The sequence below is a fragment of the Saccharopolyspora pogona genome, from assembly GCF_014697215.1.
Taxonomy (GTDB): Bacteria; Actinomycetota; Actinomycetes; order Mycobacteriales; family Pseudonocardiaceae; genus Saccharopolyspora; species Saccharopolyspora hattusasensis.
On the sequence record NZ_CP031142.1, the window covers coordinates 5329590 to 5343108 of the forward strand.

Sequence of the window (13519 nt, forward strand, 5' to 3'; positions counted from 1 at the left end):
GTCCTTCTAGTTGAACAGTCTCGGATCCGGGAACGCGCCGCTGGCCACCAGCAGCACGTAGAGGTCCACCAGCGCCACCGACACCAGCGACGACCAGGCCAGCAGCATGTGCTTGCCGTTGAGCCAGGTCACCTTGGTCCAGAACCAGTAGCGCACCGGGTGCTTCGAGAAGTGGCTGAGCCTGCCTCCGATCAGGTGCCGGCAGGAGTGGCAGGACAGCGTGTACGACCACAGCAGCACGACGTTGACCACCATCAGCAGGGTGCCCAGCCCGATGCCGAAGCCGCCGTCGGCGCCCCGGAAGGCGATCACCGTGTCGTAGGTCAGCACCGCCGCCACGATCAGCGCCGCGTAGAAGAAGTAGCGGTGCACGTTCTGCATGATCAGCGGGAACCGGGTCTCGCCGGTGTAGCGGCGGTGCGGTTCGGTGACCGCGCAGGCCGGCGGCGACGCCCAGAACGACCGGTAGTAGGCCTTCCGGTAGTAGTAGCAGGTCAGCCGGAAGCCGAGGACGAACGGCAGCACGAAGATCGGCGGCGGCACGAACGGCCCCAGATCCGGTGCCGGTTGCCCCCAATGGCTGGAGCCCGGCACGCAGGCGGTGGACAGGCACGGCGAGTAGAACGGCGCCAGGTAGTGGTACTCGGGAACCCAGTACCACTGGTTCATGAAGGTGCGGATCAGGCCGTAGACCACGAAGGCCAACAACCCGAGGAAAGTGACCAGCGGCGGCAGCCACCACCGGTCGGTTCGCAGGGTTCGCACGGAGATCCGTGCCCGGCCGGTGGCGGTTGGGGGTGCGGACATTTCGCAGACCTCGTTGTCTTGGTCGTCCGGCAGTGCTCACCTGAGGCCGCTCATTGTGGATCAACGGTCCCGGTGCAGGTAGTCCCCCAACCGGCGCAACAGCCGGGGGCTTACCCCGATCAAGCGAAATGCGGGGGAACGCATCCCCCGCATCCGGACCCGTCCACGGCGGACAGGCGGGCGGCTGCCGGCTGGCGGCTGGCGGCTGGCGGCTGGCGGCTGGCGGTACCTGACGGCGGCCCTACTGCGGGGCCCGCCCGCCCAACCCCTCGTCGTCGGCGTCGCGCCACAGCGACGGGTCGTAGGGGGTGTCGGGCACTATCACCACGTCCTCGGTCGACTCGGTGCTGCGCCGCTGGATGGGGAGGGTGCCGGAGAGTTCCGCGACGTCGATGTCCAGCCGCTCCACGTCGTTGTGGATCCGGCGCACGGCCGGGGCGTCGCCGTAGCGGGAACGCAGCGCGCCGACGCTGCTGCGGAGCTGTGCCAGGACCCGCTGGAGTTCGGCCAGTTCGGTCGTCGTCGAGGCCATTGGCGAACACCCCTTCCGCCTAGTGGTGGGATTACCGCACCGACTCTGCCCCTAACGAAGGAATGTGACAAGTGCCACACTGTAGATCTTGAACGAATTCCCCCACCGGGGTCAGTCGCTGCTGCGCGGTTCCGCGAAGCGCACCACGAGCTCGGTCCCGAGAGCACGCGCGAGCCGCTCCAGAACGGGGATCGTCGGGACCGTGCCTCCCGCCCCGAACCGAGCGACCGCCGGCTGCGTCATCCCAGCGGCGGCGAGCTGCGCCTGCGTCCAGTTCCGCGCCTCCCGCATCTCCCGCGTGGACCTGCCGAGTTCGAAGGCGATGCGAGCAGCCTCGTAAGCCTCGGCAGCACCGGGCTCGGCAAGCAGCTCGTCCCGAATCTCCCGCCACCCAGTCCGCTTGCCCATCCCCAACACATACCATCGATGTAATAGAGACTGTTTTGGAAGTGGTCGTCCGGAGTGTGGTGGGGCGGGCTTTGTCTTTGAAGCGACGAAGCCGCTTAGCCCGCGCTTAGCCCACCTACGCAGCTTGCACCGCCGCAGGTTCTCAGGCCGTGCCCACCCTGCCGGCTCTCGGCAAGTGGGTCGCAATTTCCATTGAAATCGAAGGTCCGATTTCAATGGAAATTGCGTAGGACACAGTCCAGGCGGCGTCCTGCGGTTCCGCCACGGGTGATCAGGTGTCGGGGTCTTCGTCTCGGGGGGTTCTTGCGGCGGTCCCGGTAGATGATCACCGCTAACACCGCCACCACCGCGAACGCCGGGACGAAGAAGGGGACCGCCGTAATGATCGGGTGGCTGGCCAGGACCAGCGACGAGGCGCCGAGCGGGACGCAGCCCAGGGCCGCGACCGCGGGGAGCAGGCGTGCCGGCTCCAACCGGCCCGCCACATGGCGGTACAGGCTCATCGTGCCGACGTCGAGGCACTCAGCCACCGCTCGCATCGGCAGGAGAAGGTCGTCGCCGGATAGGGCACCGATCATGCCCTCCAGCAGCCGGTGCGGTTTCAGGCTCGTGACGTAGGTGCCGTCGCCGCCGGACGTCGAGCACTGCGCGTGCACCAGCGCCGTCACAGCCTCCCGCATCATGAAGCGCTGGACGCGGGCACGCAGCGCATCATCGCGCCCATGATCAACACCGCCGGGGACGCCCGCCGCGCGGTCGAGGCGGCGAAGTACCCGCCGGTGGGTTCGCGCAGCTGGGGCCCTACCCGGGCGGCCTTCGACGTCGACGACTACACGCCGGAGGCCGGCAACCGGCGAACCGTGCTGGCCGCGATGATCGAGACCCCGGACGGCGTGCGGAGCATGGACGCGTTCCTGTCCACCCCGGGCATCGACGCTGCCTACATCGGCCCCTCCGACCTGGTTCTCGGGCACGGCATGGAGCCGACGCTGGCGGTCCGCGGGACCGAGCACGAGCAGCTCGCCCGCTCCATTTTGGACAGTTGCGAGCGGAACGGGGTGGTGACGGGCATCCATTGTGACAGCGTCCAAACCGTGCAACGCTGGCAAGACCTGGGCTTCGGCATGACGACGCTGGCCTCCGACGCGGTCCTGCTCCGCGGGGCGGCCTCCGCCGGAAGGCGCCAGCTGACGGGGCAAGCAGAGGAGGCTGGGGGCGCGAACAACTACGCCTGACCTATCGCGCGGAAGGCCGCGAGGACGACCACCACCAAAAACCAGTGAGTCTTGTGGTCCGACATGGCGTCGCACCCGACTCACCGGTCGGTTCCCGATTCTGATCGTGTTGACTGCGAGGCATCATTGAGCATTCTCGGCACCCGGGTCGAACGCCGTGAGGACCCGCGCCTCCTCACCGTCGGCGGCACCTACGTGGACGACCTGCGAGACCCAGCGCTGGACGGGGCCCTGCACGTCACCTACGTGCGCAGCCCGCTGGCGCACGCCAAGATCACCGGGATCGACACCTCGGCGGCCTGGGAACTGCCCGGCGTGGTCGGCGTGTTCACCGCCGCCGACGTCGACCTCCCGCCCTTCCCGCCGAACGCCGGCATCAGCGGGCCCCCACCTGCGGCGATGGCGCGTCCGCATCTTGCCAGCGGCACGGTCCGCTACGTCGGTGAACCGGTGGCCGTGGTGCTCACCGAGACCTGGGCGCTGGGCGAGGACGCCGCCGAACTCGTCTCCGGCGACTACGAACCGCTGGACCCGGTGGTCGACGTCGGCGACGCGCTGCGCGACGAGGTTCTGCTGTTCCCGGAAGCGGGCACCAACGTCACCGGCACCAGCGGCGAACTGGACGACTCGTTGTTCGAGGGCTGCGAGGTCGTGGTCACCAGGCAGATCGAGAACCAGCGCGTCGCCGCCGCGCCCCTGGAGGTGCGCACCGCCGCCTGCGCGTGGGACGGCCACAAGGTCACGCTGTGGTTGTCCAACCAGAACGCGCAGAGCTGCCGGGACGAGCTGATGGCGAACCTGGGGCTGCCACAGGAGCAGGTCCGGGTGATCACCCCCGACGTCGGCGGCGGCTTCGGCGCCAAGATCGGCGTCGAGCAGGAGGCCGCGCTGCTCGCTTTCCTTGCCAAGCGGGCCGACCGCCCGGTGAAGTGGGTGGAGAGCCGCAGCGAGAACCTGGTCGCGATGACGCACGGCCGCGCGCAGCGGCAGGTGGTGACCATCGGCGGGCGCCGCGACGGCACCGTGCTCGCCTACCGGCTGGAGATCATCCAGGACGTCGGGGCCTACCCGCGGATGGGCGCGTTCCTGCCGCTGTTAACCCGGTTCATGGTCAGCGGCGTCTACGACATCCCGAAGGTGGAGTCGATCGCCCGCGCGGTGGTCACCAACACCACCCCGATCGGCGCCTACCGGGGCGCGGGGAGGCCCGAGGCGACCGCGGCGGTGGAGCGCGCGATGGACCTGTTCGCCGCCGAGACCGGCGTCGACCCGGCCGAGGTGCGCCGCCGCAACCTGGTGCGCCCCGAGCAGTTCCCGTACAGCACGCCGGGCGGCATGACCTACGACACCGGCGAGTACCTCAAGGGCCTGGTCGCGGTGCTGGAAGCCGCCGACTACCGGGCGCTGCGTGAGGAGCAGGCCGAGCGCCGCGCCGAAGGCGCCACGCACCAACTGGGCATCGGGCTGGCCAGCTACGTGGAGATCACCGCGCCGAACAACACCGAGGGCGAGACCGGGCATGTCGAGATCCGCCCGGACGGCAGCGTCCTGGTACTCACCGGCAGCTCCCCGCACGGGCAGGGCCACTGGACCTCCTACGCGATGTTGGTGTCCGACCAGCTGGGCATCGACCTCGACAAGATCGAGGTCGTGCACGGCGACACCGACCTGATCCCCAAGCGTGTGGGCACCATGGGCTCCCGCTCGCTGCAGCTGGGCGGGTCGGCGGTGCACCGGGCCGCGGTGGACGTCAAGGAGAAGGCCCGCAAGCTGGCCGCGGAGCTGATCGAGATCGACGAGGCCGATCTCGAACTCACCGACGGCTCGTGGCAGGTGCGCGGCACGCCGAACGTCTCGCTGTCCTGGGCGGAGCTGGCCCAGCGCGCCGAGGACGGGCTGGCCGCCGACGTGCACTTCACCGAGGACCGGCCGACGTTCCCGTTCGGCTCCCACCTCGCGGTGGTCGAAGTGGATACCGAAACCGGCAAGGTGAACTATCTTCGGCACGTGACCGTCGACGACGCCGGAGTGATCATCAACCCGATCCTCACCGAGGGGCAACGGCACGGGGGCATCGCGCAGGGCGCCGCCCAAGCCCTGCTGGAGGAGGTCTCCTACGACGCCGACGGAAACCCGCAGAACGCCAACCTCGCCGACTACGCCTTCATCACGGCGGCCGAACTGCCGAGCTTCGAGCTGCTCACGATGGAAACGCCGACCACGCTCAACCCGTTGGGCGTCAAGGGGATCGGCGAGGCCGGCACTATCGGCGCCACCCCGGCGGTGCACAACGCCGTGGTCGACGCCGTGTCCCACCTCGGGGTCAGGCACATCGACATGCCCACCACGCCAGAACGGGTGTGGAAAGCGATCCAAGTCCATTCATGAACTCAATTGCCGTACGTGGTCCCGTAGCGGAACCTCAGACGCCGTGGTCACCCTGCGTGCACGGGCCAAGCGGCTACGCCGCTTCAAGGACAGGAAGACAACGAGGCATAGGAAGCCCGCGGAGTTGGTTCAGGTGAGTGGATCACGCTGACCTGACAAGTGCTTAGGAGTTCGTTTCGTGCAAGTTTCGATCAACGTCAACGGCGAGCAGCGCAGCCACGAGGTCGAGGACCGCACGCTGCTCGTCCAGTACCTGCGGGACGACTGCGGCCTGACCGGCACCAACATCGGCTGCGACACAACGTCGTGCGGGGCGTGCACGGTGCTGCTGGACGGCGAGTCGGTGAAGTCGTGCACCGTGCTGGCGGCCCAGGCCGACGGCCACGAGGTCACCACCATCGAGGGCCTGGCCGACGGCGAGGAGCTGCACCCGATGCAGCGCGCCTTCCAGCAGAAGCACGGGCTGCAGTGCGGGTTCTGCACGCCGGGCATGGTGATGGCTTCGGTGTCCCTCGTCGAGGAGAACCCGAACCTGACCGAGGCCGAGGTACGCGCCGGGCTGGAGGGCAACCTCTGCCGGTGCACCGGCTACCACAACATCGTCGAAGCCGTGCTGACCGCGGCCAAGGAGAAGTCGGGGGCCGCGGAATGATCCCTGCCGCGTTCACCTACAAGAAGGCCAACACCGTCGAGGAGGCGCTGAGCCTGCTCGCCGAGCACGGCGACGACGCGAAGCTGCTCGCCGGCGGGCATTCGCTGCTGCCGCTGATGAAGCTGCGGCTGTCTGTGCCGGAGGTGCTGATCGACCTCGGCGGGCTGCGCGGCCTGTCCTACATCCGCGAGGAGGGCTCGGAGATCCGGATCGGGGCGCTGACCCGGCACCACGACCTGGAGCACTCCGAGCTGCTGACGCGCGAGGTCCCGCTGCTGGCGCACGCCGCAGGCACCATCGGCGACCCGCAGGTCCGCCACCGCGGCACCATCGGCGGCTCGCTTGTGCACGGCGACCCGGCCTCCGACCTGCCCGCGGTGGCGCTCGCGCTGGACGCGGTGCTGGTCGCGCAGGGCTCGTCGGGGACCCGCGAGATCCCGGCGACGGAGTTCTTCACCGACTTCTTCGAAACCGCGCTCGGCGAAGACGAGCTGCTGGTGGAGATCCGGGTCGCGAAGAACCCCTCGCAGGGCTGGGACTTCCAGAAGTTCACCAAGCGCGCCATCGACTGGGCGGTGGTCGGCGTAGCCGTCGCCGGTCAGCGCGTAGCGCTGGTGAACATGGGCCCGACGCCGATGCGGGCGCGCGGCGTGGAGGAGACGCTGGCGAGCGGGGCAAGCGCCGCCGAAGCCGCGGAGCGGGCGGCGGAGGACACGTCGCCGCCGGACCAGGCAAGCGCCAGCGCCGACTACCGGAGGCACCTGGCGAAGGTGCTGGTGCGCCGGGCGCTGGAAGCCGCCGCGGCACGCGGCGCGTAGCGGTTCAGTCGAGGTTTCTCTGACGAGTGAGGAGTCCACTGTGGATGCACTGGAGCCGAACGTCCTAGCGGCGTTGCGACGCTACGACACCCCGACGATGGCCAACGCGATCGAAACCTTCGACATCCGCCCGCACGACACCGGCTACGCCGGCCACGAGATCCGCTGCATCTTCCCCGACCTGCCGGTGATGGTCGGCTACGCCGCCACCGGCACCATCCGCGCCCGGGGTGACGAGCCCGGCCACGGCCCGGACCTGGTGTGGAACCACGTGCGCCAGATCCCCGGGCCGCGCGTGGTAGTGCTCCAGGACCTCGACGACCCGCCGGGGCACGGCGCGTTCTGGGGCGAGGTCATGGCCACCACCTTCGACGCGCTGGGCTGCGAGGGCGTGGTGACCAACGGCTGCGTCCGCGACCTCGACGAGGCGCACGCCGTCGGCTTCCGCTTCTTCGCCGGTTCCGTCGGCGTCTCGCACGGTTACGTGCGCACCGAGGAGGTCGGCATCCCGGTGTCCGTCGGCGGCCTGCAGGTCTCTCCCGGCGACCTCCTGCACGCCGACAAGCACGGCGTCCTGCTCATCCCCCGTGAAATCGCGGCGGACCTCCCGGCCGCGGCGGATCGGGTCATCGCCCGCGAGCAGAAGTTCCTGGTCTGGGTCAAATCCCCCGAGTTCGAACCGGACGACAACATGATCGGCCGCCTCCGCCACTGAGGCGTTCCGCCGAGCAATGGGCCTGCAGGCAGGCGGCGGCGATGCCCGCCCTCGCGATCACCGCCGCCGTGCCCAGGCCGTTCGTGCTGGTTGCGCGCGCTTGATCAACTCCGCGCCTGCGGGTGGGGCTCAGCCGTGGATGGTGGTAGCGAGTTCTTCGGCCAGTTCCGGGGTTGCCGCTACGACTCCGGACCAGCGGCGGCGGAAGTCCGGGGTGACTTCCAGTGCGCAACTCCGCTCCCCGACCGGTGACCGCGTGCCAGCACCGGCAGGTGTCCAGCCAGCGGTCAGCGCCTCGGTCGGCACCCCGTCGACCGCGATCGCCCCGGCGAAGGCCGAAAGCGGCACGCCCGCGGCCGCGTTCGCCGTGCCGTCCACCGGGTCGGCCACCGGGTCGGCCACCAGGGTCACCAGGTCTCGGCCACCAGGGTCACTGGGTCGGCCACCAGGGTCACCGCGGAACCGTTCCGCAACTTCCATTGAAATCGAACCTTCGATTTCAATGGAAGTTGCGGGGAGAAGCAGGAAGCGGTCCTTCACGACTGGTTCCCGGACCTGCACCGAATTACGCGGGGCCGAACGCTCACGAACGTTCCACCGCATATGCCCTGACAACTCGCGTAGGTTCGACACCGTGATCGAGATCAACTCCGCATTCGTCACCGAACCCCGAGCCACTTACGCCCGGCTCCGCTCGCAGGGCCCCGTGCACCGCGCCACGGCTCCGGACGGCACCTCGATCTGGCTGGTCACCCGCTACGCGGACGTGCGCGCGGCGCTGGCCGATCCGCGGCTGTCGCTGGACAAGAAGAACTCCGGCGGCGGCTACCGGGGCTTCTCGCTGCCGCCCGCGCTGGACGCGAACCTGCTCAACATGGATGCGCCGGAGCACGCGAGGCTGCGCGCATCATCGGCAAGGCGTTCGCTCCGCGCCGGATCGAGCCGCTGCGTCCCCGGGTCCAGCAGATCGCCGACGAGCTGCTGGACGCCCTGACCGGGCAGGACGAGGCGGACCTGCTGCCGACCTATTGCGCGCCGCTGCCGATCACGGTGATCTGCGAACTGCTCGGCGTGGATGCGGCCGACCGGCCGGACTTCCGGTCCTGGACGGACGGCATGCTCGCGCCCGAAACGCCCGGCCAAGCGCGCGACGCGCTGCGCGCGCTGTACCGCTACCTGCTCGATCTGATCGCGGCGAAACGCGCGAACCCCGGCGCCGACTTCCTCAGCACGTTGATCGAGCTCCGCGACGAGCAAGACCGGCTCAGCGAGGACGAGCTGACCTCGGCGGCGTTCCTGGTGCTGTTCGCCGGGTACGAGAACACCGTGAACCTGCTGGGCAACGGGCTCGCGGCGCTGCTGTCCCGCCCCTCGGCCCTCGCCCAGGCACGCCGGGGGATTTCACCGACCACTGTGGACGAACTGCTGCGGTTCGACCCACCGCCGCAGCTGGCGATCCGCCGGTTCCCAGTGGCCGACGTCGAAATCGGTGGCGTGACCATCCCGGCCGGGGAGACGGTGCTGCTTTCGCTGGTGTCGGCGCACCACGACCCGGACCGCTACGCAGAGCCGGACCACCTCGACCTCGGCCGCGAGGACAACCCGCACCTAGCGTTCGGCCACGGCCCGCACTACTGCCTGGGTGCGTCGCTGGCGCGGATGGAGGGGGAGATCGGTTTCGGCGCCCTGCTGAGCCGGTTCCCGAACGTCGCGTTGACCGTCACCGAGGAGGAGCTGCAGTGGCGGAACTCCTTCCGCAACCGCGGCCTGCGCACCCTCCCGGTGACCCTGGGCTGAGGCGGTTCGCAACCACCCACTTCTGGTGCGGGGGGCGAGTACCGTCGATGACGTCATGCGAGCTCGCTCCACGTCGCGCAGGATCCGGATCGGCACGTCCGGCTGGGTGTACGGGCCCTGGCACGGTCCGTTCTACCCGCGCGATCTGCGCCGCGGCGCGGAGCTGGAGTACCTGTCACGCCGACTCGGCTCCGCCGAGGTCAACGCGTCGTTCTACTCCTTGCAGCGCCCGGACACGTACCGCCGCTGGGTGGAGCAGACGCCGGACGACTTCCTGTTCGCGGTGAAGGGCAGCCGCTACATCACCCACATGAAGAGGCTCCACGACGTCGAAACGCCGCTGGCGAACTTCTTCGCCTCCGGCGTTCTCGCCCTCGGCTCGAAGCTCGGGCCGCTGCTCTGGCAGCTCCCGCCGTCGCAGGGCTTCGACGTCGAACGCCTGACGGCGTTCTTCCGCCTCCTGCCCCGCAGCACCGCCGCGGCCGCTGCGCTGGCCGCTCGGCACGACGACCGGCTCGCGGGCCGCTCGCTCACCGAGACCGACGCGGATCGCCCGATGCGCCACGCGCTGGAGGTTCGCCACCCCGGCTTCGCCTGCACCGATGCCGTCGAGCTGCTCCGCAGCCACGACGTCGGCCTGGTGGTGGCGGATGCGGCTGGCGAATGGCCGCATCTGGAGGATGTGACGAGCGATTTCGTGTACCTCCGCTTCCACGGCGCGGAGGAGCTCTACGCCAGCGGTTACACGGCGAAGGACCTGGACCGCTGGGCGAAGCTGATCCGCGCCTGGCACGGGGGCAAGTGCCCCAAGACCAAGCACACGGTCGCCGACCCGGCCGCGACGACCAAGGGCCGCGACGTCTACGCGTACTTCGACAACGATGTGAAGGCCCACGCCCCCCACGACGCGATGTCCCTCGCCGAACGCTGCGCCTGATCGTCACTAGTCCGGAACGCCTCGGTCCGGTTTGTTCAAGCCGACCGGGCCGAAGCGTTCTTACCCCGAATCCGTAAGGCTACGACGTCGCTCAGATAGGCCGTTCCCCGTTCCAGCGATCGACAGCGCTGGCGCGCTGTTGTGAGGTTTCGCCATCCGCCGGAGGAATCTGCGGATCTTCTCCAGCTCGATGAGCCGACTCATCGGCGTTCCCGCTCGTTGGAACGCCGTCAGACTGCCATTCGACGGGCTCCTGGAACCTCTCGTCACTCGGTTGCTCAATGAAGCCGTCACCCGAGGAACCAGGCATCTCAAGCGGCTCGGATGCACGGTTCTCACTATCGTGCTGATCGACTCCTTGTTCGTTGTTCGAAGACCCGTTCAGTGGCGCATCAAACCGCTCCCGCACCAGTTCCGCAGTGTCCTGGTGGCCCTGGGCTTCGAGCAGGTCGGCTAGGCGGCGAGCGAACATCGCCCGCTCTGGATTTTCTGGGAGTCTTTCGACAAGTCCCATCGCGTGATCATCGAACGTGCCCTCCGACGTATCGGCTGAACCGAAGCCGTTCTCGTCCGGCTGCGGTGCTACGACGAAGGGCAGCTTCGGAAGACCCGTATGCGACGCGGCCTGGTCATCGAAAGCGTAGCTTGAGCTGCTCAAGGACGGCACACCGAAGTCAATCCCCGCGACCGCACTCCCGGGGAGCTCGGTCATGGTGGCGGCCGAAGTGAGCTTCTGGAGGTTCGAGATCTTCTCAACGACCTCGTCCACGCGCTGCTTCTCACCAGTGCGCGGTCCTGCCAACCACCAAATCACAGCACTTCCCGGGCTCGTCAGCACATCATCACCGAGATAAGCACGCACATTCCGTTCGTAGCTACGCTCGTTTTCCCAGACCTCCTCGTTCTTTCGCACCTCTGCAAGTCGCCGGAGACGCTCGGCGTCATCCTCTGACAATGACAGGGCGATGCCGTCGGCCCAGACCTCGACGCGACCCGTCGGGTCGGTGCGCACGGCACCGAGCATGCTTGTCATCCGGTACCGAGCGCGGCTCTCTTCTGCGGGTGGCGTCGATGCGGCCAGGCTCGCAACCTCCATCAAGATCATGTCTGCCGCCAACCCACCCGGGTTCGCATGTGGCAGACCTGGCGCGTTGGGCAGCAACCGCCAGAACACGTTGCAGGAGAAGATGAACTGGTAGTCCTCGCGAGCGCTGCGCAACGGCACGCCCTGCACGGAGTACTGCTGCGGCCGAGGCGGCTCTGGCGTCGGCGGTTGCTCCTCCACCACCTCCTCTTCGGCTAGCTCATGGGCTTTCCCGCTGCGTTCGCGCAAGTTCCACTCCACGAGCCCCCACGCAATCAGCGACGGAGCCAGCAGCGATACGACTCCAAGCCCGATCCACAACCACAGCGGCCAGCTGAAAACGACCCCAAGCACCACCCAGATCACCGCCACGATCAAGGAAAGCGCACGAAGCCTGGCCTTCTGATCACTGCTCAACATGTCCTGTCCCCTCGGAGTCAGCGACCCGCAACCCTTGTGCGGCGTCGATCTTGCAAGCCAGCTCCCGGCAGATTTGGCGCCGCGCGGCCTGTTCTTCGGCATCGGCGCTGACAGCAGCCCAATCGCGGGCGGTCACGTGGAGCATCGCCAGCTTCGCGAGTTCACCGCCGCTCGAGTCGACCAGCACGTCCAACAAGTACGTCCCCGAGGGACTCGCACTGGCAGCTAGCCATTCCTCGACCCTCGCCTGCCAACCGTTGACTTGACGCGCGAACGCCTCGCGCCAGCCCACGGCAAGTTGGCGCCGGATCCCTCTGTTAGTGATTAACGCAGACGATCGCGAGCTTGCGTCGAGCAGGCGCAGCGGTGTTGAGGTTTCGAGGAACAGCACTACATCGGATGGCTTGAACTGTTGAGACAGCCAAGTCCTCAGCCACCAAAGAAGACGGCGGTAGAACCGATTGTCTTTTACGAGATCCACGACGGCACTCTTTGCCGCGTCCGCCACATCAGGATCGTTGTGAGCGGCCAGCAGGCGCAACCGTACGACGGCATGGTCCGGATGCGTCTCGGCCATCACTTCCGCGCACACCGAGACCAGGACATGTGCGAGATCCACTGGGAGCCCGGGCTGGTTCGCCCATGTGTAGATCTTGCGCCGGACTGCTGCTGCGGTCACTCCCGTCGTCGAATCCTCCTGAAGGCCGTACGCCAACGCGCTGGCCGCCCACTGGACAGTTCGGGCAGTACGCCGTGAGCCTTCCCGACGACGTGTCCACCGTTCAGCGAGCATGCAGAGGTCGGTCACCCTTCCGGTTCGACGTGCTTGCTCGGCAAAGCGGGCGACCAGTCGATCTCGATCTGCGTAAGTGATCTCCGTCGACGACACACAGGTGCCGATCCAGTCGCGCAGCGCCTCCCGCATATCCGGGTAGTTCGTCCAGAAGTGTTCGCGCACCACGTTCTCGTAACCGAGCACGGTAAATGCGACCTGCCGGTCGCCGTTCGGGACCACGTCAACCGTTCGCAGTGACTCGTCGAGCCCGTCCCGCTCCAGAACGTGCGACTCCTCCCTAGGGTATTTGAGGCGGCGCAACAACGTCACTGCGGCGGAGTGGACCGAGTCCGCGTGCGAGTCCTTCAGCATCGCGGCAGCCAGCGCCATCGCCCGTTGCGGGGCGGACCAGTCCTTGATCTGCCGCGCCACCTCCTGTCCCCGGTCGGCGAGTGCCTCGCACGCCCGGCCAACCCAATCTGCGAAAGTTAGTTGTGGGGAGGCGTCACGGACTTCCAGAATTAGCCGGCACAGACGATCTAAGTCACGCATGGGTGCGTGGTCGAGATGCGGTCGCAGCACGTCCACGTCGAACTGTCGGCGGTTGGCCTCGACTCCGTCGGCCCGGAGGTGTTTGATCAGCACGTCTTCGCCGGATGGGCGTCCGATACTCACAGCCAGCCGACTCAACTCCGGGATAAGCAAGTGGTCCAGCTCGGACGGTGGGACCATGACTAGGGCGGCCTTGTTCTCCACTACCGCGCCAAGCAACTGCAACAGCTTGTGTTGCACCGCGAGGAACCTTTCCACTCTCGATTCCCCGGACATGTCCAGCAACAAGCGCTCCCCTGGCTGGACTGAGCCCGGGTCAAGGGAGATCTCCTCGTCCTCGTTGCCGCCGACTGAGAGCATGCGGAGCTGGAACGCGCCGACGCCGAACCTCTGCAAGAG

15 protein-coding genes are annotated in these 13519 nt (G+C 68.0%); 8 read left to right on the forward strand and 7 right to left on the reverse strand.

Going from position 1 to position 13519, the window contains the following annotated elements; genetic code table 11:
• Positions 1–6 precede the first annotated feature (6 nt).
• The 4 genes from DL519_RS24530 to DL519_RS24545 form a co-directional block, all read right to left on the reverse strand.
• The gene (locus tag DL519_RS24530; RefSeq protein ID WP_168586796.1) at positions 7–807 is read right to left on the reverse strand and encodes a hypothetical protein; all 801 of its coding nucleotides are present in this window, start codon (positions 805–807) and stop codon (positions 7–9) included.
• A 241-nt stretch (positions 808–1048) separates the two neighbouring features.
• A complete protein-coding gene (locus tag DL519_RS24535; protein ID WP_168586795.1) occupies positions 1049–1339 on the reverse strand; it encodes a hypothetical protein in 291 nt (96 codons plus the stop codon).
• Between the two features lie 111 nt (positions 1340–1450).
• Positions 1451–1747 (reverse strand): helix-turn-helix domain-containing protein, encoded by a 297-nt coding sequence (locus tag DL519_RS24540; protein ID WP_190818274.1) that lies wholly within the window; start codon positions 1745–1747, stop codon positions 1451–1453.
• 212 nt (positions 1748–1959) lie between these two features.
• Entirely contained in the window at positions 1960–2415 is a 456-nt protein-coding gene (locus DL519_RS24545; RefSeq protein ID WP_190818276.1) for a hypothetical protein, read from the reverse strand.
• Here DL519_RS24545 and DL519_RS24550 point away from each other — a divergent pair.
• From DL519_RS24550 to DL519_RS24570, 5 genes are all read left to right on the forward strand, one after another.
• Complete coding sequence (locus tag DL519_RS24550; RefSeq protein WP_190818277.1) at positions 2398–2982, forward strand: aldolase/citrate lyase family protein; 585 nt, start codon at positions 2398–2400, stop codon at positions 2980–2982. The genes DL519_RS24545 and DL519_RS24550 overlap by 18 nt on opposite strands.
• 126 nt (positions 2983–3108) lie before the next feature.
• Positions 3109–5370 (forward strand): xanthine dehydrogenase family protein molybdopterin-binding subunit, encoded by a 2262-nt coding sequence (locus DL519_RS24555; protein ID WP_190818279.1) that lies wholly within the window; start codon positions 3109–3111, stop codon positions 5368–5370.
• Between the two features lie 178 nt (positions 5371–5548).
• Entirely contained in the window at positions 5549–6022 is a 474-nt protein-coding gene (locus DL519_RS24560) for a (2Fe-2S)-binding protein (RefSeq protein WP_190818280.1), read from the forward strand.
• Positions 6019–6840, forward strand: a complete 822-nt coding sequence (locus DL519_RS24565) for an FAD binding domain-containing protein (protein WP_190818281.1) — start codon at positions 6019–6021, stop codon at positions 6838–6840. Before DL519_RS24560 ends, DL519_RS24565 begins: the two co-directional genes overlap by 4 nt.
• A 40-nt stretch (positions 6841–6880) precedes the next feature.
• Positions 6881–7555: an RraA family protein gene (locus tag DL519_RS24570; protein ID WP_223839491.1), complete on the forward strand. Its 675-nt coding sequence runs from the start codon at positions 6881–6883 to the stop codon at positions 7553–7555.
• Positions 7556–7684: 129 nt separating this feature from the next.
• On the opposite strand, the gene DL519_RS24575 is transcribed toward DL519_RS24570, so the two are convergent.
• Positions 7685–8035 carry a hypothetical protein gene (locus DL519_RS24575; protein ID WP_190818282.1) on the reverse strand — a complete coding sequence of 117 codons (351 nt, stop codon included), beginning with the start codon at positions 8033–8035 and terminating at the stop codon, positions 7685–7687.
• 154 nt (positions 8036–8189) lie between these two features.
• On the opposite strand from DL519_RS24575, the gene DL519_RS47160 reads away from it, so the two are divergent.
• From DL519_RS47160 to DL519_RS24585, 3 genes are read left to right on the forward strand one after another with little or no spacing between them, the layout of a single operon-like run.
• A complete protein-coding gene (locus DL519_RS47160) occupies positions 8190–8549 on the forward strand; it encodes a cytochrome P450 (protein ID WP_223839492.1) in 360 nt (119 codons plus the stop codon).
• 56 nt (positions 8550–8605) lie between these two features.
• Positions 8606–9352, forward strand: a complete 747-nt coding sequence (locus DL519_RS47165) for a cytochrome P450 (RefSeq protein WP_223839493.1) — start codon at positions 8606–8608, stop codon at positions 9350–9352.
• Positions 9353–9407: 55 nt separating this feature from the next.
• A complete protein-coding gene (locus DL519_RS24585; protein WP_190818283.1) occupies positions 9408–10289 on the forward strand; it encodes a DUF72 domain-containing protein in 882 nt (293 codons plus the stop codon).
• Between the two features lie 91 nt (positions 10290–10380).
• Here the strand turns inward: DL519_RS24585 and DL519_RS24590 are convergent, their stop codons facing one another.
• Both DL519_RS24590 and DL519_RS24595 read right to left on the reverse strand, forming a co-directional pair.
• The gene (locus DL519_RS24590) at positions 10381–11793 is read right to left on the reverse strand and encodes a hypothetical protein (RefSeq protein ID WP_190818284.1); all 1413 of its coding nucleotides are present in this window, start codon (positions 11791–11793) and stop codon (positions 10381–10383) included.
• Complete coding sequence (locus DL519_RS24595) at positions 11780–13405, reverse strand: hypothetical protein (RefSeq protein WP_190818286.1); 1626 nt, start codon at positions 13403–13405, stop codon at positions 11780–11782. The genes DL519_RS24590 and DL519_RS24595 overlap by 14 nt, the downstream gene beginning before the upstream one ends.
• Positions 13406–13519: the final 114 nt, after the last annotated feature.